This is a genomic window from Haloarcula sp. H-hyl6 (genome assembly GCF_056934455.1).
On sequence record NZ_JBRIIK010000002.1, the window covers coordinates 136,178 to 161,705 of the forward strand.

Below are 25,528 nucleotides of genomic sequence, written 5' to 3' on the forward strand. Positions count from 1 at the left end.
TAATCTCCTAATCTTCTTTACCAGGTAGCAAAGAGCGACGATATAGACCGCTGCGTGGAATGGGATAAGTATCCACACTTCCCGGTAGAACTCAATCAACGCTCCTAGACCGATTCAGGCATCACCCGGTACTACTTCTTCAGGCCTGTCGAGGCACAGTTTACAGCCCACGATTCGGTCTCCTGTAGAGTAGATCAAGTCCTGCACCCGCTTCGTATCACAGACCGGGCAGAACTCCATGTCCTCCTGAGCTTCCCTCTTCCTCTTGATCTCCTCAATTTCCTCCTCAGAAAGCTGATCCCGTAATTGCTGAGCAAAAGCGTCTTTTATCTGCTGTTTCTGCTCTTCAGATAGGTTCGTCATCTGCCGCTCTCGCTCTCGTTTCTTCGCCTCTTCATCACCGCAGATACACGCTTCAAGTTCTCTTTCACACGTCGGGCACCAAGGTACGACTGCTTCAGGAGAAACGGCGTACATCACTCCAGTTACTAACTGGCCCAAGGTCGGTTCTCCATTGCCACTCCAGCTCGAGGCCTCCAGAACCGCTTCCAGCTTCTCACGGGCCTCTTCCTCCGAGATGATGTTCTTCCCCACTACAGATTCTCACCTCCATCATCTTCCTCAAGTTCGGCTTTGGCCAGTGCTGCCTGAACCTCATTTATCGAGTCAAAATCCGTCCATTCGAGAATATCGGATGTGTATAGACCGTTCTCCCTGAGCTGCTTCACAAACCAAGGACTGCTCTCAGATTCCTCAATCGCCTCCTCGTGCTTTGAAACAAAGTCTTCTTTGAGTTGTCGGATCTTGTGCTCGACCTCGTCTTCAACACTGTTCGATATTCTGTATCCGAATGTTTCGGGTGTCACCGCTCCGATCGCTACCCCGTCAACAAGGATTTCATAGCCGTACTTATCCGCGTAGTCGATCTCAACATCACGTCCCTGATCTAGGGCGTGGCGAATGACATCATCAAGATCAGGTCTTCCTCTACCGAACGTCACCGACATCACCTCCTTCTTCGACTGGATCCAAGGCCTTGCCAGCTTCCTTCAGTGTGGTTGGGAAGATCATCTTGTCCGGATTCTGCTCCAAGGCCTCGTCGATTCGGGCTTCGTGTTCTTCGATGTAGTCTGGAAGGCCGGCGGAAGCGTAGAAGATCTCTTCCTCTTCCAGGTCTGCGCCGTCGTAGGCCTCTGCAATGTAGTAACCGTCAACCTCTCTTCCATCGACTAAGACCGGTGATTCTCACCTTCTGACTGTTTATGAAGGTAGATTTTGGCGCAGGCCTTGGCTCCGTGTGTGTCGGTACTGGTTTCGTAGCTGATGCAGTAACCGTCTACATTGATTTTCTGGAGGAAGTTGCTGCTGTGTTTGTGGGTGCCCTCGGTTAGTTTCCGAGAGGCCTGTACTGGTTCTCCACATTCAGGACAGGGATCAGTCATTCCTGAGAGCCACCTCCGAATTTTTCCAGTGTCACATCCTCTTTCTCGTCCAGCTCTTGACCTAACTGCTGGACGTCGCTCTTGACCTCCGAGATCTTCTCCTGAACATCCGCATTCTTGCTCTGCAAATTCTCCAACTCAGAAGCAACACTGCGATAACCGCTACCAAGGCCTTTCAGAATATCCAAGGCCTTGTTCAGGAGTTCAATATCTCCGTCATCCAAGCTGTAGAGACTGACGTTCACCCTGTCTCTCAGCTCTCTGTACTTCTTTCCGTCCTCAACCAATTTCTCAGACTTGTAATCCAGGTTCTCCTCCTTCTGACCCTCCTTCTTTCCTTGACGATAGCCTCTTTTCCGGGCTCGCTTCTTCGAGACCTGGGCACTGTGCATCTTCTCTACCGCCTTCTTCACTCCCCGAATGTAGAACTCAGGATCCATACTACGGTCCTGATGATCTGTAAGATCTGACTCAACCACTTCGTAGAGCTTGCCGCCGCCTTTCATCTCGTATAGGCCCCAACCCTCGGGCAACTCGCTCTCCTTCACAATACCTTTCTGGGCAGCTACTACGTAGAACTCGTCGACCTGGCCTACGAACCAGTCGTTTTTGGAAGGTTTCTCCAGTTCGCTTTTCCAGTCGCTTCGTGAGGCCTTGACCTCCAGGCCTATCGTCTTGAAGTTCCGGGAGGGAAAGAGGTTGTACGCTATTGCGTCAGCCATCTTCCCGTTCTTCCCTTTCACCTCGAAGAACAGTCCCCACTCCGGGTAATCGAACTTCCTCTCTAACGCCAGTTTGGTTAGCTTGGTGAGCTCTGCGTCGTTGATTTCGCTTTTGTCCTTGTCCGTTAAGGCCTGAAGCTCCTCCTTGTCCTCATCAGAAACCAGATCAGCCACTACAGCTCCTCACCTCCGACTTTCTGAGGTATCCAGTATGGTTCGTCGTTGCTGAACTTCTCCACTCGTTCGAGCTCGACGTCTTCCAGGTACTCGTCGACGACATCCTCCCCCAGGTCGACTGTGACTGCTCCAGTACCCGTGGAGTTGAACCTGACATCCATACACGGGCCGTAACCGGCCTTGTTCATTACTCCGGCACGGCTGCTCCAAGGCCCCTTCAACGTAACACTCTCTCCGTCAACAGTCTCTATATCGTAATGACGGCCTCCGTAACCGTCCTGCTGCCCACCACTCCAAGCAAAGTATGAGACGAAACCATCGTCGCTCTCAGCGTACCACAGGCCTTCATCTACAGATCCTTCGTATTGGAGCTCATCGATAGTCGGGATATCCTCAGCCGACAAGTGCAGCCGAGGATCGTTCCCGTACTCCTCCTTCCAATCCACTTCTGCGTCAAGAATGTCGATTCAGGCACCACCCTTCGACGCCATCTCTTCAGCTGCTTCCATCGGTTTTCCGTGAGTCCGGGATACGTGGATCTTCAAACCGCTTATATTCGAGATTGGCTGGCCACAGATACTGCAGGAGAACTGCTTCTCGTCAGTCAAACTCTCTAAAGCTTTTTCGCGGCAAGGCTCTGCCCAGGCCCCGAGGCCGGGAGACTGTTCTCTACAGAGAAGTTCGGTCAGTTGCCTGTCTGACACTGTTTTCTTGGTATCCTTTGCGTCGACCTGGCCAGCCGAGTACTTCCTACACAGACACTCCTTGTTTCCCTGTTTGAAGATGTGCCAGCGGCATCCCTTTTGCCCGCTGTTCGTCACCAAGAGAAAACCGCTCAAGCATCCTCACCTCCATCTTCGAGAGGTATCTTCAGGCTGAAGCTCAGCGGTTTGTCCTTCTTCAGATAGAATATTCTGTCGTCTGTATTGCCGTGTTCGTCAGCAAATTCTCGGACCCTATCTTTCAGGTTATCCAGTTGCTCGCCTTTCCAGAACGTCCAGGCTTCTATCTTAACGTAGAGTTGGATGTGAGGATCATCTCTGTTGATGCGGGAATCGTATTTCCAGGTAATCGACTTGAGAGAACCAAACCTGCTGTTGTGGCCTCCACTTCCCTGCTCAAGCTCTGCTACAAGATTTATGATCGGCTCGATATCCTCAGCACTAACTACCTGCTCGATTCAGAATCACCCTCATCGTCGTCTTCTTCGAGTTTTTCCTGAAGGATCTGCCTGCCGTGGGTTCCGAGTTGAAGGCCTGCCTGCTCCACAAGCTTTCGAGCTCCTTCAGCCTCTTCCCAGGAGTCAAAGTCCATCTCCTTCTTCAAATCGGCAAGCCAGAGATGGATATCCTTCTTTAGAGAAAGCTCGTCTCCATCTTTCAAAGTAACATTAGGAGCTTTGCGATACCTTCCCAGAGCTCCATCCTTGAGATAGGTAACTGCAGTCTCAAGGCCTTCAACTCCTACTTTCTCGGCTTTGAAGAACTTTTCTGGGATTCTGTCTGAGGCCCAGATCTCGATGGATACCAGGGTGCCATCCTCACCAAAGTCAAGGTTCACACCTGTTTCCGTGTCTACTGTCTTGGCTATTTCCGCATCTTCCACAAGATCGAGGACGGCAGCTCCGGCTTCCTGATCATACTCCATCTTCACTCCGTATCACCTGGTGCTCTTTCTGGAGTTGGATGATGGTTTCCGCATCTGTCGCATATCCAGCCTTCAACAGTATCCGAGTCGGGTATACTGGGGAAGTACCAGCCATCTATCTCTTCCCTGCTGAGCTCTTCTTCAACACGCCTGTCGCCGTGGTTGTACCCGCATTTCTGGCACGTCCAAGTCACTCCATATCACCTTCTACAGGGACGAGCCGAGATTCCGGGAAGGCATACCACGTCAGACTGTTTTCCATGACCTTGTAGTAGAGATCTTCGTCATCGACATCTTCCCACTCCGGCCAGTACTCGTCCAGATAGTGAGTGAATGCTACGAGAACTGTCTCCTCGTCTTCATCATAGTCAAGATTTGTATCCGCAACAGTGGTACCGGATTCGACTTCCCATTCTTTGATGCTGAGGCCGGTCTTACGGACCACCACTGCTTCATCAGGATTTTCGTCTTCTTTGTCTACAACAATATCACCAACTCCATAGTCAGATTCAGTCATAGTATCTATACACCGATATTTAAGAAGTGAGACTTCACGGGGTGTTGACCCCGCTTGACTCGTTGAATGATTTTACGATAGACAATCCTCCTTCACAGGTGAATGGATTGACCCAGAAAGGCCTGCTGTACGTCACTGTCACCTTCTGCTGGTTTCTGAGGTACTGCTCTGCCTTCTGTTCCTGCTGGTCACTGACGAGGCAAAACTCTTCGACCGCACTGCTACGTGGATGAGTCTTCAAGTGTACCTGACTGGTCCTGAAGATCAATCCTTTATCCATCTCTGCGTCTACCACGTAGCCAGTGTAGGTCGACTCACCTCGTGCTGAGCCTAATCCACTCACTGTGAGAAAGATTGGTATCATAACTACTGCTACAATTGCTGCAGAAACTACCAGTTGTATTACTTTGATTGGGTATCACCCATAGTATCGATTTCAACGCTGTAATCCGGTTTCTCGGAAAGGAACCGCTGGACAAGTCGCCGGTCATCCTCTTTGTCCTCCTCACTCAATTCACTGTACGGAACCCAGAGGTCTTCCCAGCGTTCGAGTCGGTCTTGGCTGATGTCTTCTTCCTCTGCGATGTGCTGGCTCCAATACGTCCACAACCGGTGAGCAAGCTCGGCAAGAGGCTCGACTTGGTTCTCGAGAACGTCTACTTCTTCGCGTTTAACGAGTTCGACAACCTCCGCACCGTCAACAGTTACAGCATAGCTTTTTGCGTCCTCCTCGTGGTCATAAGCTGCTGAAATAATCCTGCCGTCCTTTTCAACGCCGTAAACAACATACTCGTCCTCACTCACTACTGGTTTCTCACCTCTGCAGGTCTTGTACTGTCAAACTCCGTTTCTCCAAGAGGACTGTAGACTTTGAACTGGTGGCCCTCGAAGTAACGATGCTCAAGGCCTGCTGTCTTCGCCTCCTCTCTGTCATCGTAGCAGTCACTCCAGGTACATTCATCGTTTAGGCAGACTGTTTCAAAGCTGCCCAGCTCTCTCTGAGCCTTCAGAATTTTCTGCTTTTGACTTGGCCTTATTTTTGGAGCAATACAGGAGATAGTACCTGAGTCAGGACCTTTCGCCGTAAACTGTATCGGAGTATCCGTACCCATCTCAACCAAGACGTTACTGTAATTTCCTTTCTCCAATAATTCTACCAAGTTCTTCAGATAGGGTACTGAGATAACTACCTGCTCCAGATTGTGCGTTCGTTTGAAACGGGATAGGTTGATGAAATCAGGCTCTCTATCAGAATCTCTTAGTTCTTGTATTATACCGTGATGGTTCGAAACGGTTGCTTGAATGTCCAACACGTCTTTACACCACTGCCCGGCAGTAATTTCATCCTCACTCACTACTGGCTCTCACCTCGGAGATCTTGGTACAGCAGTGCGCCGAGATTATCCGCTATCGAAGAGTCAGAGTTGAGCTGCCAATGCTGGGTCTTGGATTCTACATCAGCTTCCTCAACGAGGCCTATCTCTTTGAATGAGTCCCATCTACGGTAAAGCGCGTCTTTTGAGATATCAGCTGCTTCAGCCAGAGAGGTCTTGCTGTATGCTATTGTCGGGTTTTCCAGTAGTACTTCTACAATCTCCTTCGTCACTGAGTCAAGGAAGTGATGTGGATTTACAACGTACTCATCAGTCGATTCAGACATAATAACTGTCTGTGCAAACTACCTTTTTATACCTTATCCAGAATTTATGCAAAAGCCTAAACAATGGGCAGGACTAAACAAACAGCTACATACTACAGATGACTCGCTTCCTGGCGTCCGACCTGCATCTCGGACACGAGAATATCATCGAGTACTGCAGCAGGCCTTTCCAAAGCGTTGAGGAGATGAACCACGTCCTGATCGAGAACTGGAACCAGGAAATCAAGAAGGACGACGTCGTGTTTTTCCTCGGAGATCTCGGCTTCTTCGCAGAAGAAGATCAGCTGCGGGACTGGCTTGACCAGTTAAACGGGAGAGTCGTCTTCATCGAAGGAAACCACGACGACCCTGGCCGGTACGTCTCTGACCTGAACACACACCAATACTACACCTTGAGCCAGGGAGACGAAGAGTACTTGTTGACGCACAGGCCTGAGAACGCTCCCCGCTTCTGGGACGACTGGATCATCCACGGACACCACCACAACAACCACCCCGAACAGTACCCGTTCGTCAATCCGGAAGAGCAATTGGTCAACGTCTCCGTCGAACTCACCGAGTACCGGCCTGTCAAGGTCGACTACGTCCTCGATTGCATCAGAGAAGGCGAATGGATGGACAAAGCCCAATCAATGGAGTGAGACAATATGGATGAGAAACTGTACGACGACTACGGAATACCGAAGGCCTACAAAATGGTCGAAGCCCTCGAAAAAACCGCAGAAGACCACGAAGTTGAAACACCGTTGTTCGAAGACATCAACGAAAACGATCTCTCCTACTTCTCCGTCACCGGAACCATCCGCGAAGAACTTACCGTCTACCTCGGCGTCGACACAGCAAACAAGCTGCAAGACCTACTGCTGGAGAAAGAGTTCGACGACGTCTACGATTTCTTGGACGAGCATTGGGAGGACTCAGTCAGGCAAGCTGTTCCCCAGGACCAGATCAAAGGTTGGACTTCGGACAAACAGTAACCCTGGAGAGATACGAACTGTCTATGCCCGAAAAAGAATTGGACGAAATGACGGACGCAGAACTCGCCCAGAAAATCCTCGACTCAACCGAAAAATACTGCGAGGAAGGATCACTGGTCGCCACAGCTCAAACCGCAGCCACAGAAACGGAGAGAAGAGTAAGCCTTCAGCGGGAACTCTACGACAAAGACAAAACCGGGTACATCCCCAGCGAAGGCCTCTGGATATTCTGCAACAAAGAAGACCTGAGCGAAACAACGTACAGGTACTACTACATCGCCGTCGACGAAGACACTCTCGAATCCGAAGTAATCACTGGCCGCGATCTCAAGCAGAAAATCCAAGACGGGTTTCAACTGAAGATGGAAGCACCCCGGAAAATAGAAGAAGCAAGTAAAGAAGCAGAGATCTAGATCAAGAGTCCTCACTGAAGGTTGTCGATCAATGTATCTCGGACGGCTCTCGGCACTGTTTTGAACTTGTTGCGGCAGACCTTCGGCGGCATCTCAATCTGAACCCCCTGCCCACTCTCCGTGAAGTAGTTGACCGAGTTCAGGTCTCCTCTCCCTGTCAAGGCAAAACTGCTGTATCTCCACTCGACATCCGCATAGTCGCCAAGCCTCTCTTGAAGCCGTTCAGCAACGCTTCTCCGTAGAGTGTCTGATGCTTGGCCTCCGACCATCACCGTACTGTAATCCCTGCTGTGGAGATGGAGTCCGACAACGTACTCGAAACGCCGCTCCTTGAGACTCTCCAAACCCGGGTATGCATCTAAGGCCTTCACCGGCTTCTCCAAATGCCAGCGACTGTACGAATCCTTACCGTCACGCCCTGAATCAAAGCCCTGGCACAGCCACGCCGAACAACTTACGTCGTTTTCCCGCAGCATCTTGCAGAGGTGACGGCCCATCACATCCGTGTTCTTCTCCGCATCCCCACCGTGAGGACAAGAAATGAAGACATCACTGCCTTCGGACTCAAACACGGATTCGTAGAAACCAGCTGTCTTCCAAGCCTCCTCGTAACTTGAGACCGGGACCGTCTCCGAGATCTCTACCTGTTCACCGGACTGGGCTTTGACTCTGTCCAATCCTTCAGCTCCGACTTTGACGGCCTCCGACTCGTCCTCGTGGACGTGGTCGACGACGTAGTAGGCCTTCAAACCCGCTTCTATCTTGACGTGGCTGCCCACGTCTTTTCCCAACTCTTCGGCCAGATGCGTGGACAGACTGCACCTGTTCCCTTCATCTATCCCGCGCGATTCACTGACGGTTACCTCACACATCTTATTCCAATCTCTACTAACTACGTCCACAAGTGTCTTTATGCAAATTCCTAATAAAGGGAAATAGGGAAAAGTCTGGGAGGCACTGAAGCTTCAAACAGAGACTCCGACTACCGACGAAAAATAGGAGATACAAGGCCTCTCCCCGAGGGCACGCCGTCAATGAAGTCAGAATATAAGCGGAGCCTCCTACCGCCAATAACCTCCAGACCGTATCAACAAATTATTCATCAGTGTTTAAAAAAATCAGACTCAGGGCCGGAGGCGCTTACTCAAGAACCACCTCCTCCTGAGAAACTATTGAGGCCTTCCTGCCGGCTTTGCAGTTCCTCCGGTGCGTCGATCTTCTCGGTCAACCACTTCCACGTCTTAACGATGTTCTCAGCTGAGTTACTGGCAGTGTCAAGATCTCCGTTGACTACTGCGTTCACAAAGTCTTGGTCAAGATCGAAGTCGTAGTAGTGCTTCCAGAACACCAATTCGGCCTCAACGATCTCCCGGAGAAGATAATCGAAGTGATGGGTGTCGACGGCCTCGTTCCTCTGCTCCTGCCAGTGAATTAAGTTACAGACAGAAATGCCAGTGTGTTCCTTGTGCCAGCCGTGTTCCAGGAGCGCGTCCTGATACTCTCTGGAACCACGGAGTTTCTTCACTACTTCCTGATGTGTTTCAGCTTCTTTCTCGATTCGGCGGGCCTCTTCAGCAAAATCGACCTCGCCCACGTCAGACGCCCACCTTCTCTTCTCTGTCTCTATCGTCCAGATATCCTTCTTCGATGTCCGGATCTTCAACCCGCTCCTTGATACTCTCTAACGAGATCAGGTCGTAGGTGTCCTTCGTCTTCCTGATCTTGACTGCGTTCGTTCCCTGCTGTGCTGCAACGAAGAAGGCCTCCATCACCCTTCCACGTTTCTCGTAACGGATTACGTCGCCTTTCTCAAGGAGTCCGACGTGGCACACCAACGTGTCCTGAGAAAACCGTCCGTCGCTCACTGCTGACTTGCCACCTCCAATTCTTTCTCATCTGCCCCAGTGCGATGCTCCGTCACGGGTCCACCACCCGTTCGGTATTTTTGGCGTAGTCGAGGAAGGCCTGTGCGTGTGCGAATACCTCTTCAGCTTTAGCTGGGCGTGATAGGCCTGACTGAAGCGTCTCTTCGATGTCTTCTTTCAGCCTTTCGTAGTCTTCTGGGAACGCCTGTTCGTAGGGATTCTCTTCCAATCCTTCGGTCAATTCATCTTCTGAACCCATTTACTGGTTCACCTCTTCTGAGGCCTTTTTGTCGAGTTCGTTGGCGAGCCGGACTTCGACAATTCTAAGATGTGAGTTGCTTTTTGAAACGGTGTCCTCTGTGACCTCTCTGTAGTGTTCAAGGACTTCTTCTTCGTCGAAGATCTCGGGGTCGTTAACGTCCAGTTTAGGCACCAACGTATTCTTGTGGACGTTCATTACTGCATAGCCATAGACCTCGTTTTCCTCATCTGATGGAGGCGTCGTATTACTGCTCACTCGACAATCACCCCGTCTTTATCCTCTTCTTCCTGCTCTTCCTGTTCTTCTTGTTCGGAGGCCTCTGTTTGCCCGTCTTCAGAATCCTCTACTTCTTCAGGCATCTCTATCTCCGAACCTGCTTGTTCGCTGAAGAACGATTCAAGGACTGCGGCGATTCCCTCCGACTGCTTCCAGTCACCTTCCGTGACCAGGAACAAGAGTTTCGCGGTGAAGGCTGCGGCCTCGGCCTCAATATCTTCGTTTTCCACCTCGGCCATATCCTTCAACGCAGATTCAACGTCTTTCGCTAACTCGTCCTCCCACTTCTCGACCTGAAACGCGGTGTCTCCACGCTCCAGATCTAGTGCTTCTACACTCATTGAAGCATCACTGCTCCTCGCTGCTACGGAGATCTTCTCTCCGGCTTTTGCTGAGAAGGTTTTCTTCGATGAAGTCTCTCAAATGCCGCAGGTACTCGCCTACTGTCAGGTGCTCAGAGGCATCCACCTGTTCGACTATTTGGCCTTGAAGCGGGCCTTCCAGGATAGTCTTGTACGTGCCGTCCACCTCGATGTAAATCTGGCCGTCGTTGTTCTCCCAGTTCGGTGTTGCGTACAGTTTCAGGCCTAACTCTTCATGGGCGAAGGAGATAGAACCGCCGTGGGCCTCAAGGCCTGCGTACTCGAATCCGTGGAGCTTTACCCCGTCAAGCTGTCTACGGGCTATCCTCTGGTTTAGACTGCCTTTGTGCTGATTCTCTATCTCCTTGAGGTGCTGAAGAGCTTCGTCCTCTGAGTCAAGAGATTCCCCACAAGTACATGCGATAGTGCCGGTATCCGTCTCGCTGTCTACAGTGTCTTTCTCATTGAGTTCGTAATCCGGTTCTCCGACAGTTCCCTCGTTCTTCAGTCCGTATCTCTTCTCGGCGTACTCTGTCCGGCAGATGTAGACTGTATGGCCTTCACTCGTCAGATTCGCGTCAGGGTTGAAGCCCTCAGGTGTGATTATCCTCTCTATCGTAATCACCCTTCAACTCCCTGTCTCGTTGGCTTGGCAGGGAAATTGGCTTCTTTAGGGATTTCGAGAGCATCCTTCACGTCTCGCTCTCGGTCTTTCCACTCGTAGGGGTGAATCTTCTTGTAGAGCCGGCAGATTATCCGCTGAAGTTTCTTTGAGGCATTTTTTGTGAGGTGTTCAACGAAACCTGAGGGACTTTCTCGAAGTTCTTCACCTGAGATTTGCTGGGTCAAGTTCGGCTCGTTTAGGAAGTAGACGAGTACGGTGTGCTCGGCTATTTCTCTCGTATTTTCTTCCTCAAAATCCAGCTTGTAGGCCTCTGCGATTTCTTCGAGTCCTAAGGGAATGGCGATGTTCTCTGCTGGAAGGATGTGGTGGCCTTCTCTGTACTCCTCCGCTATCCGCTTGAATCTCTCGGCCTTCTCCGGTGCTATGTCTTCGATCTTGTCGTAGATTTCACTGCGTAGTTCGTCAGAGATCTCTTGTTTACTCACAGCATTCACCCTTCGACTGGCCTGTGAGTCGGCTCCGGGAGTTCTGATTTTTCTAAGTCGTGGGCTTTGCAGTTCCTCCCGTTTGCTGGGTCGTAGTTGGCTTTTTTCTGCCTGATGTATTTCTCCGGCGTGTATATCTTGAACGTCGTTGCTCTCCTGACCTCAAGACCGTCGGAAAGAATCTGTTCTGTGTCGAGTCTGTACCTGTTGCCTCTGTCGTCCTCGACTTCGATTGTTTTGCCTGTGCTTGAGGTCTGTCCCTCTACGATTTTTGGGGAGTGGAATACTCCTGTGATACCTCGGATAAGTCGGATTTTTTCGTTCTTGGGTAGTTGTAAGGTGCTGTGCGTTTGTGTCATTTTTTCTGCCTACCTGTTAATTAATCATCAATTCTTTTAAATGTACAACTATAGATGCACTAACATAATTGGAGACCTCAACAACCCAGAAAACCAACCCCGAAACAGCCCAGAACACAAACATCAGGCCAGAAAAACAGGTCAGAAACAGGCCTCACAGAAAACCACAGGTCCGAACAACAGCACTGAAACAGGCCTCAAACACCTAACGACTATAATATACGGTCCATACACAGGAAAAGCGAGAGAACGGAGTGACTAAGGAAAACAGAGAAAAGAGGCAGGCAAAACCTCTCCTCCTATCCGCTCCCGTATCACTTCGGACGGGCCAACTTTGGATCAAATCCTCCACCACGAACATACCTCGGACCAACGAATCCAGAAAATCCCTATCGCCAGCAGTCTATCTCAGCCCGTCACCGCCGACAGTTGAGATACAGAAATGGCTTTAACATCTTCAGTTCTTCACGCAGCTTCCGTTAAATTGTAGTAGGACACGGCAAAGTCCTACATAGGAGAAGAGGCCTCGGCACTCATAGGGTTCGTCACCGCCGGGGAGTCACCCCGACTCGGAACGCGCTGTCGTCATCGGCCACCGGAGCTACCTTCTCCGTCGGCAAGACGGTTCCCCCTCGCCGGCGCACGGGAGAACAAACGCTAAATCGCGCGAAGCCATTCCGCCGAGCATGAAGCGACGACGCTTTCTGGCGCTCGCGGGGGCGGGGTCGGTCGGGGCCCTCGCGGGGTGTGGGGGAAGCGACGCGACGGGTGGGTCCGTCGAGGAACACCCGGCCGCGGCGGGCTATCGGAACCAGCCGCGACTGGGGGACCTGGGCGGGCACGTCGTCCTCACCTTCGAGGACCCGTCCTGCCAGCGGTGTGCGGCGTTCCACCGGAACACGGTGCCGGAGATACGGTCGAACCTCGTCGACCCGGGCATCGGCGCGTACGTCGTCCGGACGTACCCCGTCGTCTTCCCGTGGGGGGAACCGGCGACGCAGGCGCTGGAAGCGACCTACGCCCGTGACGACGCGGCCTTCTGGTCGCTGTTCGAGCACTACTTCGCGACGCGCTCGAAGTTCACGACGGAGAACGTCCTCGACCGGACGGCGGCGTTCCTGAACGCGGAGACGGCCCTCGACGGCGACGCCGTCGCGTCTGACGCGCGGGACGGGGCCTACGACGACGCCGTGCAGGCGGACGTCGCGGCGGCCGAGAACGCGGGGCTGAGCGAGTCGACGCCAATCGTCCTCCTCTTCCGGGACGGCGAGTTCGTCACGAAGGTCACCGGGAGCGTCAGCTACGAAGTGGTCGCGGAGGCACTCGGGGAGGCGGACTGATGGCGAGTGGGCGACTCTGGAGTCGGCTCCCGGTTCGGCGGGCCGACTGGCGACTGATGGGCCGGACGGCACGACTCGTCCTGACGGTCCCGGCGTACGCCGGGGTCGCACTCGTCGCGGGGGTCGCCGCCCTCACGGCGTTCGTCGTCTCGCTGAACGTCCCGCTGGTGTTGGACCTCGTGGTCGGGGGAGCCCTCCCGCTGGGGAGTCGGCTCACCGTCCTCGTGGAGTTGTATCCATTCGTCGGGACGTTCTTCCACCCGGCGCAGGGGCTCTTGTTGGTCGTCGTGGCGCTGTCGACCGGTGTCGACGTGGCGATGGCGACCTACCACTTCCGGGAGCACGGTCTGAACGTCCAGCAGGGCGGGGCGGGCGCGGCCGGCGTCCTCCTCGGGACGCTCGGGGCCGGGTGTGCGGCCTGCGGGTCCGCGATTCTGCTTGGCCTCCTCTCGCTGTTCGGCGTCTCCGCCTCGCTCCTCGTTCTCCCGCTGGACGGGTTGGAGTTCGCGCTGGGCGCGCTCGTGGTCCTCACGCTCTCTGTCTACTGGCTCGCCGACGGGATGCGCGGCGGCGAGATAAACGGCTGTCCGGTCGACGTCTGACTCAGTCGGTCGTCGCCTGCCTGCCCACCGGGTCCCCTCCGGGGGCCTCGGAGACGGTGCCGGTCTCGAACTGCGCGAGTTCGAACTGGAGGTCGTCGGCGTCCGCTGCGAAGGAGTCGACCGAGTCGACCATCTCGCCGACGACGACGCCCTGTTGGTCGGCCGTCGCCGCGACGGCCTCGGCCTCGCCCGCGGTCTGGTCGGCGATGGCGCTGATGTCGTCGATGAGGCCGACCACCTCCTGTGCGCTGCCCGCCTGCTGGTTCGTCGCCCGGTCTATCTCTTGGATGCTGTCGTTGACGTCGACGGTGGCGTCGACCACCTCCTCGAGCGTTGTGATGGTCTCCGAGATGGTGTCGCTCCCCCGGTCGACGGCGGACTCCATCGTCTCCATCGCCTCGACGGAGTCGCCGACCTGCGAGCGCAGCGTCTCGATGAGCGCCTCCACGTCGGCGGTGGCGTCTTTCGTCTCGCTGGCGAGGCCCTTTATCTCGTCGGCGACGACGGCGAAGCCTTCGCCCGCTTCGCCGGCACGAGCGGCCTCGATGGAGGCGTTCAGCGCCAGCATGTTCGTCTCCTCGGCGATGCTGTCGATGACGTCCAGAATCTCGGCCACGTCGTCGGCTATCTCGTCGAGTTGCTCGACTTCGCTCGCGGCCGTCATCGACTGGTGGCGGATGGCGTCGACGGCGCTCTGGGCCTCCGAGGACGAGCGCTGGGCGTCTCGACCGAGTTCGGCGGCGGTGTCGCTCCGGTCGGCGATTTCGGTGACAGAGGAGGCCATCTCCTCGACGGTGGCCGAGAGGTCGCTCAGTTCGTCGGCGGCCTCGGCGAGTTGGTGGCGCTGTGTCCCTGCGCCGTCGGCGATTTCCTCGACGTGGTCGGCGACGCTCTGTGCCTCCTGCTGGACTCGTTGGCCCCGTTCGGCCACCCGGTCGCTCTCGTCGGCGATGCGGGTGGAGATACGCTGTCCCTGCCCGACGGCGCGTTCGAGGGCGTCGAGCGTCTCGTTGATGGCCGTACCCACCTCGGCCATCGCGTCGCTCGTGCTCTCCGCGTCGACGCGGGCCGTCAGGTCGCCGTCGGCCGCCGCCGACAGCGTGTCCCGGTACTGGGTGGCCTTCTGTTCGAGGTGGCTGGAGAGCGCCTCCATCTCGTTGCGCTCTCGCTCGGCGTCCTCCATCGCGTCTTCGGCCTCCTCGCGGGCGGCCTCGGCGCGTTCCTGTGCGCGTTCGGCCTCGTCGATGGACTCGCCCAGCGAGCGGGCGGTCCGTTCGAACGTGTCGTACGTCTCGCCGATTTCGTCCACCCGGTCGACGCCGAAGTCGACGTCGTACTCGCCGTCGTCGACGGCGACGGCCTTCTCGTTGATTTCGATTATCGCGCGGTAGAGCTCACAGTACCCCAGAAACCCGGTGCAGAGGACGATGGCGGCGGCGAAGGCGACGGCGGGAAGGGCCTCGGAGAACAGCGTCGCCGCGACGGCCGGACCGACGACGACGGAGACGAACGCCAGCAGAAACAGGCGGACGCCGAAGTCCCGCCGGAGCGGTCCGGGGAGGTACGGTTCGACGGCCATCGGGACGGCACCGACTGTGACCAGCAGACGGCCGACCAGTCGGCTCTCGGCGGTCTCGGCGCTCATCCGTCCCCCTCCGTGCGACGGGTCTGGGCGCGGCGCGACCGCAGACGACGTGTCGAATCGGGCATACTCCGAGGTAGCGGCCCGGAGACCCAAAAACCACGACCCCGGATTATCACAGTTGATGCTCGCAGGCCGCCGCCGACCGCTCAGTTCGTCGTCGTAATCTCGACCACGTCGCGGTGGTCCAGTTCCGTGTCGGCACCGACCTGCCGGCCCGAGCGCACGTCGTGGGCGTGGAGGAACCCGTCGCCGATGTCCGTGTGCAGGAAGTACGCGAAGTCCTCGGCCGTCGACCCGTCGGGCAGGACGAAACAGTCCTGGAGGAAGGTGCCGTCGTCCTGCGGCTTGCGCGCGCCGGGGAAGACGGCGATGGCGTCCAGTTCCTCGAACAGCGCCGTCTCTAGCGCCTGCTGGACGCCCGTGCCGTCGAACTCGTCGACGAACTCTCGAATCTGTTCGAGACCGGCGGCCTTCTCCTCGGGGAGGTCGGCCGTCACCTCGAAGTCGTCGTCGCCGGGGCGATAGTCGAGGACGCCCTGCTCGTCGCCGTTCTTCAGGGCTTTCTCGGCGTGGGCGGAGACGGGGACGAACGTGAGGTGTTCGTACTCGGGGTCGGAGGTCACCTCGTCCCAGTTGGCCTGTGCCGCCGGAGTGTCCATCTTGTTGGCCGCGATGACCATCGGCTTGGTTCGGATGCGAATCTCGCGGGCCAGCGCTTCCCGGTCCTCGTCGTCCCACGCGTCGGGGTCCAGTTCCATGTCCAGCGAGAGGACGACCTGTTTTATCTCGTCCTCGCTGATTTTGAACGCCGACATCTGCTCCGCGAGGTCGGCCTCGATATCCTTGTCTTCGCCGTGGTAGCCCGAGCGGTACCGCTCGATGCCCTTCTCCAGAATGTCGAGGTACCACATGTCGAGTTCGTTCTCCAGGAAGTCGATGTCCTCGCGGGGGTCGTGGTCCTCGGTGGGTTCCCCCTCCAGGTCCGTCTCGCCGGTGAAGTCGACGACGTGGACGAGCACGTCGGCCTCGTTGAGGTCCGAGAGGAACTGGTTGCCAAGCCCCTTCCCCTCGTGGGCCCCGGGGACGAGGCCGGCGACGTCGACCAGTTTCGTCGGGACGAACCGGACGCCGTCGGCGCAGTAGCCGTGGTTGGGGGTACAGCTGTGGTCGAACTCCGGGGCTGCACAGTCGACGCGGACGTACGCCTCGCCCATCGACGGGTCGATGGTCGTGAACGGGTACGCCCCCTCCGGGACGTCGTTCATCGTCGCCGCGTTGAAGAAAGTGGACTTGCCGACGGAGGGCTTGCCGACGAGTCCTATCTTGTAGCTCATTGTGAACTAGCAGACGAATCAGGGGCTAAAACGTTGTCAAACGGCTCGACGGCGGGTGAGAGTGGCACACATGGGCGGAGGACTCGACGCGGAGCGATGGGCGACGCGAACCGTGACGCGATGGCGACGAGCGGGGTCAGAGTGACCGTCGAGCCCGCAGGAGGCCGGCCGTCCTCGCGGGTCCTCGTCGGCGCTCAGGCCCTCGCCACCAGCGACAACTCGTAGACGTTGACGGGCAGTTCCGCCCCGCCGAACTCGGTGGTTCGCTGACCGACGTGGTCGAAGTGCTTCCGGTAGAAGCCGTTGCCAATCTCGTTGTCGACCAGTACCTCGTCGCGGACTTTGCGAACCGAGAGGCTCTGGAGGTGCTTCCGGCCGCGTTCGAGCAGTCGGGTGCCGACGCCTTCCCCCCAGTAGTCGGGGTGGACGTAGAGGTCGAGGTCCCCGATGCCGGCGGGGTCGGTCATCCCGCAACTGGCGTAGCCGACCACGTCGTCGTCGGCGGTGGCGACGAACAGGCCGACGTCGTCGAGGTCGACCATCCGTTCGAGGAGGTCCCGTTCGTACCCCTCCGAGAGGAGGATCTCGACCGTCTCCGACCCGAGGATGCTGTCGTAGACGGCGTGCCACGACGCGCGGGCGACCTGCTGAATCGCCGTCACGTCCGTCTCGTCCGCCGGGCGGACGCTCAGTTGGAACGACATGTGTAGACATACCACGCCCACGCCCATAGAACTAGCCCGTCGGACCCGGAGCGGCAGAATCCCTACTCGCCGACCCGTTCGCGGGCGGCGGCGACCACCAGCGGGAGGGTGATTGTCGCGTCGGCGTAGACGCTCACGTTGCGGGCGTCCTTCTCCAGTTTCCCCCACGACCGGGCCTCGTCGAGCGTCGCGCCCGAGAGACCGCCCGTGTTCGAGGGGTCCATCGTCAACTGCACCGCGTAGTCGTAGGCGTCCGGGGAGACGAGCATCGTCTGGAGGACGTAGTTCTTCGGGACACCGCCCCCGACGACCATCGCGCCGGCGCTGTCGGCCTCGTAGGCGATATCGGTAATCTGAGTCATGTCCGCCAGCGCGTCGACGGTGAAGTCGCTCGTCTGGGAGTACATCCACGCCTGCAGTCCCAGCACGGAGTCTTGGAACGCGGGACAGTAGACCGGCACGTCGTTCTCGTAGGCCGCCGCCAGCACGCCGGCGTCCTCTGTGACCTCCTCGCGGGCGTTGACCTCGCTGTTCGCACGGCCCAGTTCCTCGGTCATGCGTTGGATTGACACCGCGCCTTCGTCTTCCAGCACGGAGAACACCTCGTCGCGGAGGTGGCCCTCGAACAGCGCGAAGTGCTCCTGCGGGAGGTAGACGTTGTAGATGCGGTCGACGCCCTCGTCGCGCAGGGTCTCGTCGTGTTCGCGTTCGGTGCGCTCCGGCGGCGTGACCTCGCCGTGGTGGTGCTTGCCGCCGATGGCTTCGATGGTGTCGTGAGTCAGGTTCGCGCCCGTCGTCACCAGCACGTCGACGTGACCGTCCCGGATGAGTTCGGAGACGATGGCGCGCATCCCCGTCGGCACCATCGCGCCGGCCAGTCCGAAGAACGTCGTCACGTCGTCGGCCAACATCTCGGCGTAGACGTCGACGGCCTCGTGCAGGTCGCTCGCGCCGATGCCGGCCTCGCCGTAGCTCTCGGCCAACTCGCCGACGGTCATCCCCGCGCGGGCCTCGGCGTGCCCGATGGGGTCGTGGCTGAACGTCTCGCGGTCCTCGTGGTCGCTCATTGTGCCCCTGTGGTCGGGCCGACGGCTTGAACGGCGCGGTTCGCGCCGGACCTGCGGGACGAGGGGGCCGCCGAAAGACCATTGAGTCAGCCGTCGCTCTATCGACCAATGAGCGTGCCAACGGAGTCGACGTTCCCGGGGCGGGTCCGCGAGCGTCTGGCGAGCGGCGTGACGCAGGTCGGCGACCGCGACCCGCTGGAGGTTCGGAGTCCGTTCACCGACGACCGACTGGGGGCCGTCCCCGCGTGTGAACCCGCCGACGTCACCGAGGCCGTCGAACGGGCGCGGGCGGCACAATCGGAGTGGGCGGCCCGTCCGATGGAGGCGCGCGCCGAGGTCCTCCGGACGTTCGCCGACCGGATGTTGACCCACCGCGAGGAGTTGCTCGACGTCGTCCAGTTGGAGGCGGGGAAGGCGCGCCTTGACGCCCACGTCGAACTGCTGGACGTGGTCCTCACCGCCGACTACTACGCCCGCGAGGGGCCGGCCCACGTCGGGGCGACCCGGCGGGACGGTGGGTTCCCGGTGGCGACCAAGGCGGTCGAACACCACGACCCCGTCGGCGTCGTCGGCTTCGTCGAACCGTGGAACTACCCCCTGACGCTGGCCGTCTCGGACATGCTCCCGGCGCTCCTCGCCGGCAACGCCGCGGTGCTCAAGCCCGCCGAGGCCACGCCGTTCTGTGCCCTCCGGGCCGTCGAACTCCTGAAAGAGGCCGGCGTCCCGGACGACCTCGTCCACGTCGTCACGGGTCACGGTGAGACGCTCGGGGAGCCACTGATTTCGAGCGTCGACTACGTCACCTTCACCGGCAGCACCGAGACGGGGCGGACGGTGGCGTCGCTGGCCGGCGAACACCTCGTCGACGCCTCGATGGAACTGGGCGGGAAGAACGCCGCCGTCGTCCTGCCGGACGCGGACCTCTCGCAGGCGGTTCGGGGGACGGTCCACGGAAGCTACGCCAACGCCGGGCAACTGTGCATCTCGTTCGAGCGGATATTCGTCCACGAGGACGTCTACGAGGGGTTCACGGACCGGTTCGTCGAGGCGACGACGGCGCTGGACCTCGGTGCCTCGCTCCAGTTCGGTCCCGACGTGGGGTCGCTCATCGGTCGGCACCAACTGGAGACGGTCGAAGCGCACGTCGCCGATGCCCGCGACCGGGGAGCGACCGTCGAGACGGGCGGTCGGCGGCGCGAGGAGGTCGGCCCCCTGTTCTACGAACCGACGGTCCTCACGGACCTCCCGGACGACGCGACCGCGGCCCGCGAGGAGACGTTCGGTCCCGTCGTCTCGATAAGCCCGGTCGCGGACGCCGACGAGGCGGTCGCACGCGCCAACGAGACCGACTACGGCCTCCACGCGAGCGTCTGGACCGAGGACGTAGGCCGGGGGGAGGCGGTCGCCCGGCGCATCGAGGCGGGGTCGGTGTCGGTCAACGACGCCTACCTCGGTATGTGGGCGTCGACGGACGCGCCGATGGGGGGCGTGGGCGACTCCGGCATCGGTCGGCGCCACGGTGCCGAGGGCATCCGGAAGTACACCGAGCCACAGACGGTCACGACCCAGCGACTCCACCCGTTGGTCCCCGTGGAGGGGCTTCCGAACCGCGTCGCCGCGGCCGGCGCGACGCTCGGAGTGCGGACGCTCCGCCGCCTCCGCCGTCTCTCGCCGTTCGGGTCACACTGATGCGGTTCCTCACGGGGTTCCCGGGCTTTCTGGGGTCGGCACTCGTCGGCCGACTCCTCGCCCGGAGCGACGACGACGTCACCTGCCTCGTCCAGTCGAAGTTCCGCGACGCCGCCGACCGACGGGCGCGGGCGCTGACCGACGAGGCCGGGGTGCCGCGGGACCGCATCAGTCTGGTCGAGGGGGACGTCACTCGACCGGACCTCGGACTCGCCGAGTACGACCGCCTCACCGCGGCCGCGGACACGGTGTACCACCTCGCGGCCGTCTACGACCTCGGCGTGGCCCCGGACCTCGCGGACCGGGTGAACGTCGACGGCACCGACCGCGTCCTCGACTTCGCCGACGCGGCCGACGTCGAGCGGTTCCACTACGTCAGCACCTGCTACGTCAGCGGCCGCTACGACGGCACGTTCACTCACGCCGACCTCGACGTGGGCCAGTCGTTCCACAACCACTACGAGCGGTCGAAGTTCGAGGCGGAACGCGCCGTACAGGCGCGGATGGCGGACGGTCTCCCGGCGACGGTGTACCGGCCCGCCATCGCCGTCGGCGACAGCAGGACCGGCGAGACCCGGAAGTACGACGGGCCGTACTACCTGCTGTCGCTGTTGCGCCGCCAGCCCTGTCTCGCACTAGCGCCCGCGCCGGTCCGGCCGGACGCGCACACGCTGAACGTCGTCCCGCGGGAGTTCGTCGTCGACGCTATCGCCGAACTCTCCGGCCGGGACGACACCGCCGGCGAGGTGTACCAACTCTGCAACCCCCACCCGCCGACTATCGGGCGTCTGGTCCGTGCGCTCGGTCGGGCCAGCGACCGGGTGGCCGTCCCGGTGCCCGGAACCGTTCTGCTCTCGCACGCGGCGCTCGACCGGTTCCCGCGCCTCGCCGACGGACTCGGCGTCGAACCCGCGGCGCTCCCGTACCTCGCACACCCGACGAGGTACACCGACCAGAACACGCGTCGGGCGCTCGCCGGGACGGAGGTCCGGTGTCCGCTGTTCGAGTCCTACGTCGACAGTCTGGTCACCTACGTCCGTGAGCACCCCGACCTCGACGACGCGGCGATGGTGTGAGGCGACGGGCCGACCGAGAACTACGCCCTCGCCCTCCGGATTTATGTCGTCCCGCTGTCTACTCCCGCCGATGGAACCCGAACACGTCTTCGTGCCCCTGTTCGCGGTCGCGCTCTCCCTCGGCGTCGCCGGACTGCTGGTGATGCCGTCGTGGTCGATGGCGTTCGGGGCCCTCGCCGCCGTCTCCTGTCTCGGCATCGGCGTCGTCGCGTACGCCTGCTACTGGTGTTGAGGGTCGTAGAGGCGGGCCGCCACCGCGTCGGACAGCGCGGACAGGTCCACCGTCGCCGCGTCGACCGACGGCGCGTCCACGTCACGTTCGGTGAACCCCGTCCCCGTCGCAATCAGGACCACGTCGTCGTCGGGCGTTATCTCGCCGTCGCCTCCGAGGCGGCGTGCGCCCGCCAGCGCCGTCGCACAGGCGCTCTCGACGAACAGGCCCGCCTCGGCCGAGAGCGACCGGCGAGCGTCGAGGATAGCCTCGTCGTCGACGGCGAGGACGGCACCCTCCGTCGCTCGGGCCGCCGCGAGCACCCGGTTGCCGCTCGGCGGGTCGGCGTTCGCGATGGAGTACGCCACCGTCTCGCCGGCGTCGACGGGTCTGACGGCGTCGTCGCCTCGCGCCCACGCCTCGGCGATGGGGGCGCAGGCCGCCGCCTGCACGAAGTAGAGTCGCGGCACGTTGTCGAGTAGACCGGCCGCCGAGAGGTCACGGAACGCCTTCCAGACGCCGCTCGCGTGGCCGCCGCTGGAGACGGGGAGGACGACGGCGTCGGGCGCGTCCGGGGCGAACGACGCCGCGATTTCGAGCGCCGTGGTCTTCTGCCCGGCCACCCGGAGCGGCGTGTCGGAGTTCTCGAAGTGGACCCCGGTCTCGCGGCCGATTCGGAGCGACGCCTCGTAGAGGCGGCCGTAGTCGCCCTCGACCCGGAGCACGGTCGGGTCGTAGCGGGCGACGAGTTCGAGTCGTTCCGGGGGGATGTCGGCCGGGACGAGCACCAGACAGTCCAGTCCCGCGCTGGCGGCGTGGGCGGCCATCGACCGGGCCATGTTGCCGTGCGAGACGGTGCCGACGGCGTCGTACCCCGCCGCGGCGGCCACGGCGACACCCACGGCACTCCCGCGGTCCTTGAACGTCCCCGTCGGGTTCGCGCCCTCGTACTTCACGTGGACGGTCGCACCCACGTCCTCGTCCAGTCGCGGCGCGCGGACCAGCGGCGTTCCGCCCGCCCCGGCGGCCAGTCCGGTCGGCGACGCCTCCGGCAGGAGGTCCCGGTAGCGCCAGATGGACTGTTCGGCGGTGTCGGGCCACTCGAAGTCCGAGGGGTCGGTCCTGACCCAGTACGATTCGCCGCAGGCACACCGTGTTCCGTCCGCGAGCGTCGCCGTCGCCCCGCAGGCGTAACAGGTGAGAGCTACGTCCATACCCGGGATTCGACCGTCGGCGACCTAACTCCGGTGGTCACTCCAGCGCCAGTTCGGCACCACAGCAGTCCGACCGGTAGCGGTCGCGCTCCCGAACCAGTTTGCAGTCCCGGTAGCGCCGTGCCACGAGGTCCCCGCAGGCCGCACACGAGAGGACGTACTTCGGGTCGGCGAAGGCGGGACAGTGGACCTCGGTGTCGAGGGCGGCCGCTCGCTCGCGAAACCCCGGACCGTGGTCGGTCGTGCCGTCGCGCTGGTACTGCTCGACGTGGACGAGTTCGTGCCGCAGGGTCGCTTCCCACTCGGCGCGGTCGAACGCCTCGAACGCCGCGCGCGTCAGCGACAGGGTACAGGGGAGCGGGCGGCCGTCTGCCCCCTCGACCGACTCCCAGTCGTAGGGTTCACCCACCACGGCGTCGGGGAGTTTCGGCCGCTTGACGGCGGCCGCGCGCCGCTTGGCGCGGGTCGACACCTCCCAGTCGACCAAGTCGAAGCGCACGTCGACGCCCCACTCCCGTCGCACGTCGCGACAGTACTCGCGGGACCACGCGACGACGTCGGCGTCGGAGGTCACGTCGTCGTACGCGACGCCGTCGCCCATCAGAGACCGGTCGGGCAGTCCACGAACGTCGTCTCCACGCCCCACTCCTCCAGTTTCGACTGGAGCGAGCGGACGCCGAACGTCTCCGTCGCGTAGTGACCCGCCAACACCACGCTGATGCCGGCCTCGCGGGCCTCGTGGTACACCTGCTGTTTGCCCTCGCCGGTGACGAGGACGTCCGCCCCCGCCTCGACTGCTTCGCCCACCCAGTCGACGCCGCTCCCGGTGACGATTGCCACGTCCTCGACGAGCGACGGGCCGAAGTCCAGCGTCCGGACTGACTGCCCGCCCGTGTCCAGTTCGTCGTCCAGCGTCGCCGCGAGGTCCTCGACGGTGGTGGCCTCCGCGAGCGTCCCGCGCTGACCGACGTACTCCGGCCCCATCCGGCCGAACGGGGCGCGGTTGTCGAGGTCCAGCAGGTCCGCGAGACCCGCGGCGTTGCCCAGCGACTGGTGGCCGTCCAGCGGGAGGTGTGCGACGTACAGCGAGAGGTCGTCGTCGACGAGCGGTGCGACCCGGCGGTAGGTCGAGTCGGTGATGCGCTCGACGCCGCCCCAGACGATGCCGTGGTGGGTCACGAGCAGGTCCGCGCCGGCGTCGCTGGCGCGCTCTATCGTCTCGACGGCCGCGTCGACGGCGACGGCGGCGTGGTCGACCGGTTGTTCTGCGGGGCCGACCTGCAGGCCGTTGGGGCTCGCGTCCACGTCGGCGTACGCGTCGACGTCCAGTTCGTCGTCGAGTCGGGCGGCGATGTCGCCTGCGTGCATGGGATGGTGTTGCCCCGCCGGGGTGGTATGCCTTACTCCGTCGCGACGAACGTGCCGTTCTCCTCGGCGATGAGGTCACGCTCCACCGCGGCGTCGATGATGGCGTCGAACTCCTCGGGTTCGATGTCGTAGGCGTTGACCGCGACCGTGCGTATCTCCGCTCGGTCGACCGGCAACTGGCGGTTCTGGAGGAGGCGCATCACCTTGCTGTACTCCAGTCGCGTCAGCGACGGGCCGTCGTCGGTCGCGGCGCTCTCGTCGTCGGCCCCCGTCCCGGTGGATGCTGTCCCGGACGCTCCGGTGGCCGTTCGGTCCCGTTCGGTCGGCGATTGCGCCGCGTCGCCGCTCGACCCGTCGTCCTCGACGAGGGCGGCGTCGGTGTCCCCCTCGCCGACGGCGTCGGCCGTCTCGTTGGCGTCGCCGACGGCCATCGGGTCCGGTTGCGGAGCCATCCCGGACTCGTCCATCACGCTGCTCTGGTCGTCCGGGTCGTCTTCGGCGGCCGCGACGACGTCTTTCAGCACCGCGGCGAGTTTCCGCCGGCACGTCTGACAGAGCACGACACGCTTGTCCGGAGTCGATTCGGACTGGAGGCGTTTCGGGACCACCGGGTACTCGGAGAGCGAGGCGTCGAGCGACGCAGCGCAGAAGTAACACGACGAGAGTCGGTCCATGCGTCACCTTCGTCCTTCCGCCGCCTTAAAACCGCCACGCCCTACTCCGGACACCCGCCGCTGAACGCGTCGGCGCGCGCGTCCGCCGGAACCGTCACCCGGACGCGCTCGCCGTAGTCCCGGTATCGGGTCGTCAGCGTCGCCGTGGCCGTCTCGCCGTCCCCGCTGACGACCACCGTCACGTCGCTCCTGACGGGCCTGTTCGTCGCGGCGTCCACCCAGAGGTCGACGGTGACGCTGTCGACGTTCGGCGACCCGAACACCGGTCGGCTACCCGTCCCGTCGCGGTACGCGTCGAGCGCGTCCTTCGAGGGCGACCCCGAGAGGTGGACGACCTCGCGCCCGTCGAGCGTCTCCGTGCCGTTGTGGTAGAGGTCGCCCGTCGAGAGCAGGGCGAGTTGGCGGCCCAGCGGCGTCGTCTCGGTCCAGTTCCGGTCGGCCGGTAGTTCGTGCTTGCCCCAGAAACCGCTCTGTGCGCCGGCGAGACTGCGACACTGGGCGTACGCGGTCCGGTTGTCGACGTAGGTTCGGGTGGTGGAACCGTCGACCGTCACGTTCGTCGCGGCCCGCCGGGTCGTCACGTTGACGCGTCCGGTCCCGGTGCCGTCGATTCGCTCACTGCTCGCGGTCGTCGAGACGTCGAACGAGAGGTCGTAGCGGTACGATTCGACGGTCGCTGCGCGCTCGCTGACGGTGTCCAGTCGCTCGACGGCCGCTCCCTCGCGGACCGGGTCGTCGCCGAGGACCGAACACCCGGCCAGTACGAGACAGATAGCGAGCGCTAAGTGGAGGGCAGGTCGGCGCATCGACTGCAG

The 25,528-nt window shown here is 60.6% G+C and carries 38 protein-coding genes; 9 read left to right on the forward strand and 29 right to left on the reverse strand.

Annotation, left to right across the window (positions count from 1 at the left end; genetic code table 11):
• Nucleotides 1-114: 114 nt before the first annotated feature.
• From Hhyl6_RS13940 to Hhyl6_RS13990, 11 genes are all read right to left on the reverse strand, one after another.
• Entirely contained in the window at nucleotides 115-594 is a 480-nt protein-coding gene (locus Hhyl6_RS13940) for a hypothetical protein (RefSeq protein ID WP_483739863.1), read from the reverse strand.
• Nucleotides 594-1,001, reverse strand: a complete 408-nt coding sequence (locus Hhyl6_RS13945; protein WP_483739864.1) for a hypothetical protein — start codon at nucleotides 999-1,001, stop codon at nucleotides 594-596. Before Hhyl6_RS13945 ends, Hhyl6_RS13940 begins: the two co-directional genes overlap by 1 nt.
• Before the next feature lie 437 nt (nucleotides 1,002-1,438).
• Nucleotides 1,439-2,338 (reverse strand): hypothetical protein, encoded by a 900-nt coding sequence (locus tag Hhyl6_RS13950; protein WP_483739865.1) that lies wholly within the window; start codon nucleotides 2,336-2,338, stop codon nucleotides 1,439-1,441.
• The gene (locus tag Hhyl6_RS13955) at nucleotides 2,338-2,787 is read right to left on the reverse strand and encodes a hypothetical protein (protein ID WP_483739866.1); all 450 of its coding nucleotides are present in this window, start codon (nucleotides 2,785-2,787) and stop codon (nucleotides 2,338-2,340) included. The genes Hhyl6_RS13950 and Hhyl6_RS13955 overlap by 1 nt, the downstream gene beginning before the upstream one ends.
• A 21-nt stretch (nucleotides 2,788-2,808) precedes the next feature.
• Nucleotides 2,809-3,180, reverse strand: coding sequence for a hypothetical protein (locus tag Hhyl6_RS13960; RefSeq protein ID WP_483739867.1), 372 nt, complete (start codon nucleotides 3,178-3,180; stop codon nucleotides 2,809-2,811).
• Between the two features lie 328 nt (nucleotides 3,181-3,508).
• The gene (locus Hhyl6_RS13965) at nucleotides 3,509-3,988 is read right to left on the reverse strand and encodes a DUF2283 domain-containing protein (protein ID WP_483739868.1); all 480 of its coding nucleotides are present in this window, start codon (nucleotides 3,986-3,988) and stop codon (nucleotides 3,509-3,511) included.
• Between the two features lie 190 nt (nucleotides 3,989-4,178).
• Nucleotides 4,179-4,505 carry a hypothetical protein gene (locus tag Hhyl6_RS13970; RefSeq protein ID WP_483739869.1) on the reverse strand — a complete coding sequence of 109 codons (327 nt, stop codon included), beginning with the start codon at nucleotides 4,503-4,505 and terminating at the stop codon, nucleotides 4,179-4,181.
• Nucleotides 4,506-4,539: 34 nt separating this feature from the next.
• Nucleotides 4,540-4,800, reverse strand: coding sequence for a hypothetical protein (locus Hhyl6_RS13975; RefSeq protein WP_483739870.1), 261 nt, complete (start codon nucleotides 4,798-4,800; stop codon nucleotides 4,540-4,542).
• Nucleotides 4,801-4,907: 107 nt separating this feature from the next.
• The gene (locus Hhyl6_RS13980; protein WP_483739871.1) at nucleotides 4,908-5,309 is read right to left on the reverse strand and encodes a hypothetical protein; all 402 of its coding nucleotides are present in this window, start codon (nucleotides 5,307-5,309) and stop codon (nucleotides 4,908-4,910) included.
• Complete coding sequence (locus Hhyl6_RS13985) at nucleotides 5,309-5,860, reverse strand: hypothetical protein (protein ID WP_483739872.1); 552 nt, start codon at nucleotides 5,858-5,860, stop codon at nucleotides 5,309-5,311. Before Hhyl6_RS13985 ends, Hhyl6_RS13980 begins: the two co-directional genes overlap by 1 nt.
• Nucleotides 5,860-6,165, reverse strand: coding sequence for a hypothetical protein (locus tag Hhyl6_RS13990; protein WP_483739873.1), 306 nt, complete (start codon nucleotides 6,163-6,165; stop codon nucleotides 5,860-5,862). Before Hhyl6_RS13990 ends, Hhyl6_RS13985 begins: the two co-directional genes overlap by 1 nt.
• A 98-nt stretch (nucleotides 6,166-6,263) precedes the next feature.
• On the opposite strand from Hhyl6_RS13990, the gene Hhyl6_RS13995 reads away from it, so the two are divergent.
• Genes Hhyl6_RS13995 through Hhyl6_RS14005 form a run of 3 tightly spaced genes read left to right on the forward strand, consistent with a single transcriptional unit; the run spans nucleotide 6,264 to nucleotide 7,555 of the window.
• A complete protein-coding gene (locus tag Hhyl6_RS13995) occupies nucleotides 6,264-6,806 on the forward strand; it encodes a metallophosphoesterase family protein (protein ID WP_483739874.1) in 543 nt (180 codons plus the stop codon).
• Nucleotides 6,807-6,812: 6 nt separating this feature from the next.
• Nucleotides 6,813-7,142 carry a hypothetical protein gene (locus Hhyl6_RS14000; RefSeq protein WP_483739875.1) on the forward strand — a complete coding sequence of 110 codons (330 nt, stop codon included), beginning with the start codon at nucleotides 6,813-6,815 and terminating at the stop codon, nucleotides 7,140-7,142.
• A gap of 23 nt (nucleotides 7,143-7,165) precedes the next feature.
• Nucleotides 7,166-7,555 carry a hypothetical protein gene (locus Hhyl6_RS14005; protein ID WP_483739876.1) on the forward strand — a complete coding sequence of 130 codons (390 nt, stop codon included), beginning with the start codon at nucleotides 7,166-7,168 and terminating at the stop codon, nucleotides 7,553-7,555.
• An 11-nt stretch (nucleotides 7,556-7,566) separates the two neighbouring features.
• Here the strand turns inward: Hhyl6_RS14005 and Hhyl6_RS14010 are convergent, their stop codons facing one another.
• The 9 genes from Hhyl6_RS14010 to Hhyl6_RS14050 all read right to left on the reverse strand — a co-directional run bounded on the left by Hhyl6_RS14010 (nucleotide 7,567) and on the right by Hhyl6_RS14050 (nucleotide 11,789).
• Nucleotides 7,567-8,427 (reverse strand): poly-gamma-glutamate hydrolase family protein, encoded by an 861-nt coding sequence (locus Hhyl6_RS14010; protein ID WP_483739877.1) that lies wholly within the window; start codon nucleotides 8,425-8,427, stop codon nucleotides 7,567-7,569.
• Nucleotides 8,428-8,699: 272 nt separating this feature from the next.
• Nucleotides 8,700-9,149: a hypothetical protein gene (locus Hhyl6_RS14015; protein WP_483739878.1), complete on the reverse strand. Its 450-nt coding sequence runs from the start codon at nucleotides 9,147-9,149 to the stop codon at nucleotides 8,700-8,702.
• A gap of 1 nt (nucleotide 9,150) precedes the next feature.
• On the reverse strand, nucleotides 9,151-9,420 hold the full coding sequence (locus Hhyl6_RS14020) for a hypothetical protein (RefSeq protein ID WP_483739879.1): 270 nt from the start codon (nucleotides 9,418-9,420) through the stop codon (nucleotides 9,151-9,153).
• A 52-nt stretch (nucleotides 9,421-9,472) separates the two neighbouring features.
• The gene (locus Hhyl6_RS14025; RefSeq protein WP_483739880.1) at nucleotides 9,473-9,679 is read right to left on the reverse strand and encodes a hypothetical protein; all 207 of its coding nucleotides are present in this window, start codon (nucleotides 9,677-9,679) and stop codon (nucleotides 9,473-9,475) included.
• Nucleotides 9,680-9,937, reverse strand: coding sequence for a hypothetical protein (locus Hhyl6_RS14030; protein WP_483739881.1), 258 nt, complete (start codon nucleotides 9,935-9,937; stop codon nucleotides 9,680-9,682). It abuts the gene before it with no gap.
• Complete coding sequence (locus Hhyl6_RS14035) at nucleotides 9,934-10,299, reverse strand: hypothetical protein (RefSeq protein ID WP_483739882.1); 366 nt, start codon at nucleotides 10,297-10,299, stop codon at nucleotides 9,934-9,936. The genes Hhyl6_RS14030 and Hhyl6_RS14035 overlap by 4 nt, the downstream gene beginning before the upstream one ends.
• Before the next feature lie 7 nt (nucleotides 10,300-10,306).
• On the reverse strand, nucleotides 10,307-10,945 hold the full coding sequence (locus Hhyl6_RS14040; RefSeq protein ID WP_483739883.1) for a hypothetical protein: 639 nt from the start codon (nucleotides 10,943-10,945) through the stop codon (nucleotides 10,307-10,309).
• Nucleotides 10,942-11,430, reverse strand: a complete 489-nt coding sequence (locus tag Hhyl6_RS14045) for a hypothetical protein (protein WP_483739884.1) — start codon at nucleotides 11,428-11,430, stop codon at nucleotides 10,942-10,944. The genes Hhyl6_RS14040 and Hhyl6_RS14045 overlap by 4 nt, the downstream gene beginning before the upstream one ends.
• Nucleotides 11,431-11,435: 5 nt before the next feature.
• Complete coding sequence (locus tag Hhyl6_RS14050) at nucleotides 11,436-11,789, reverse strand: hypothetical protein (RefSeq protein ID WP_483739885.1); 354 nt, start codon at nucleotides 11,787-11,789, stop codon at nucleotides 11,436-11,438.
• Nucleotides 11,790-12,475: 686 nt separating this feature from the next.
• Here Hhyl6_RS14050 and Hhyl6_RS14055 point away from each other — a divergent pair.
• Together Hhyl6_RS14055 and Hhyl6_RS14060 are read left to right on the forward strand one after the other, a co-directional pair.
• Nucleotides 12,476-13,129, forward strand: coding sequence for a DsbA family protein (locus tag Hhyl6_RS14055; protein ID WP_483739886.1), 654 nt, complete (start codon nucleotides 12,476-12,478; stop codon nucleotides 13,127-13,129).
• Nucleotides 13,129-13,731 (forward strand): hypothetical protein, encoded by a 603-nt coding sequence (locus Hhyl6_RS14060; protein WP_483739887.1) that lies wholly within the window; start codon nucleotides 13,129-13,131, stop codon nucleotides 13,729-13,731. Before Hhyl6_RS14055 ends, Hhyl6_RS14060 begins: the two co-directional genes overlap by 1 nt.
• A 1-nt stretch (nucleotide 13,732) precedes the next feature.
• On the opposite strand, the gene Hhyl6_RS14065 is transcribed toward Hhyl6_RS14060, so the two are convergent.
• Nucleotides 13,733-15,376, reverse strand: a complete 1,644-nt coding sequence (locus tag Hhyl6_RS14065; protein ID WP_483739888.1) for a methyl-accepting chemotaxis protein — start codon at nucleotides 15,374-15,376, stop codon at nucleotides 13,733-13,735.
• 146 nt (nucleotides 15,377-15,522) lie between these two features.
• Complete coding sequence (locus tag Hhyl6_RS14070; protein ID WP_483739889.1) at nucleotides 15,523-16,710, reverse strand: redox-regulated ATPase YchF; 1,188 nt, start codon at nucleotides 16,708-16,710, stop codon at nucleotides 15,523-15,525.
• Nucleotides 16,711-16,806: 96 nt separating this feature from the next.
• On the opposite strand from Hhyl6_RS14070, the gene Hhyl6_RS14075 reads away from it, so the two are divergent.
• Complete coding sequence (locus Hhyl6_RS14075) at nucleotides 16,807-16,935, forward strand: hypothetical protein (RefSeq protein WP_483739890.1); 129 nt, start codon at nucleotides 16,807-16,809, stop codon at nucleotides 16,933-16,935.
• On the opposite strand, the gene Hhyl6_RS14080 is transcribed toward Hhyl6_RS14075, so the two are convergent.
• Nucleotides 16,905-17,414, reverse strand: a complete 510-nt coding sequence (locus tag Hhyl6_RS14080; RefSeq protein ID WP_483739891.1) for an N-acetyltransferase family protein — start codon at nucleotides 17,412-17,414, stop codon at nucleotides 16,905-16,907. The two genes, Hhyl6_RS14075 and Hhyl6_RS14080, sit on opposite strands and share 31 nt — an antisense overlap.
• A 62-nt stretch (nucleotides 17,415-17,476) precedes the next feature.
• Nucleotides 17,477-18,481: a deoxyhypusine synthase gene (locus tag Hhyl6_RS14085; protein ID WP_483739892.1), complete on the reverse strand. Its 1,005-nt coding sequence runs from the start codon at nucleotides 18,479-18,481 to the stop codon at nucleotides 17,477-17,479.
• 108 nt (nucleotides 18,482-18,589) lie between these two features.
• Between Hhyl6_RS14085 and Hhyl6_RS14090 the strand changes: the two genes are divergently transcribed.
• The 3 genes from Hhyl6_RS14090 to Hhyl6_RS14100 all read left to right on the forward strand — a co-directional run bounded on the left by Hhyl6_RS14090 (nucleotide 18,590) and on the right by Hhyl6_RS14100 (nucleotide 21,478).
• Entirely contained in the window at nucleotides 18,590-20,170 is a 1,581-nt protein-coding gene (locus Hhyl6_RS14090; RefSeq protein WP_483739893.1) for a succinic semialdehyde dehydrogenase, read from the forward strand.
• The gene (locus Hhyl6_RS14095) at nucleotides 20,170-21,246 is read left to right on the forward strand and encodes an SDR family oxidoreductase (RefSeq protein WP_483739894.1); all 1,077 of its coding nucleotides are present in this window, start codon (nucleotides 20,170-20,172) and stop codon (nucleotides 21,244-21,246) included. The genes Hhyl6_RS14090 and Hhyl6_RS14095 overlap by 1 nt, the downstream gene beginning before the upstream one ends.
• A gap of 70 nt (nucleotides 21,247-21,316) precedes the next feature.
• Complete coding sequence (locus tag Hhyl6_RS14100) at nucleotides 21,317-21,478, forward strand: hypothetical protein (protein WP_483739895.1); 162 nt, start codon at nucleotides 21,317-21,319, stop codon at nucleotides 21,476-21,478.
• Here Hhyl6_RS14100 and thrC read toward each other — a convergent pair.
• Genes thrC through Hhyl6_RS14125 form a run of 5 tightly spaced genes read right to left on the reverse strand, consistent with a single transcriptional unit; the run spans nucleotide 21,466 to nucleotide 25,519 of the window.
• Entirely contained in the window at nucleotides 21,466-22,671 is a 1,206-nt protein-coding gene (thrC, locus tag Hhyl6_RS14105) for a threonine synthase (protein ID WP_483739896.1), read from the reverse strand. The two genes, Hhyl6_RS14100 and thrC, sit on opposite strands and share 13 nt — an antisense overlap.
• Nucleotides 22,672-22,708: 37 nt before the next feature.
• Nucleotides 22,709-23,272 (reverse strand): transcription elongation protein SprT, encoded by a 564-nt coding sequence (locus tag Hhyl6_RS14110; RefSeq protein WP_483739897.1) that lies wholly within the window; start codon nucleotides 23,270-23,272, stop codon nucleotides 22,709-22,711.
• The gene (locus Hhyl6_RS14115; RefSeq protein ID WP_483739898.1) at nucleotides 23,272-24,039 is read right to left on the reverse strand and encodes a Nif3-like dinuclear metal center hexameric protein; all 768 of its coding nucleotides are present in this window, start codon (nucleotides 24,037-24,039) and stop codon (nucleotides 23,272-23,274) included. The genes Hhyl6_RS14110 and Hhyl6_RS14115 overlap by 1 nt, the downstream gene beginning before the upstream one ends.
• Nucleotides 24,040-24,071: 32 nt before the next feature.
• Nucleotides 24,072-24,713, reverse strand: coding sequence for a hypothetical protein (locus Hhyl6_RS14120; RefSeq protein WP_483739899.1), 642 nt, complete (start codon nucleotides 24,711-24,713; stop codon nucleotides 24,072-24,074).
• A gap of 41 nt (nucleotides 24,714-24,754) precedes the next feature.
• Nucleotides 24,755-25,519: a hypothetical protein gene (locus Hhyl6_RS14125; RefSeq protein ID WP_483739900.1), complete on the reverse strand. Its 765-nt coding sequence runs from the start codon at nucleotides 25,517-25,519 to the stop codon at nucleotides 24,755-24,757.
• Nucleotides 25,520-25,528: the final 9 nt, after the last annotated feature.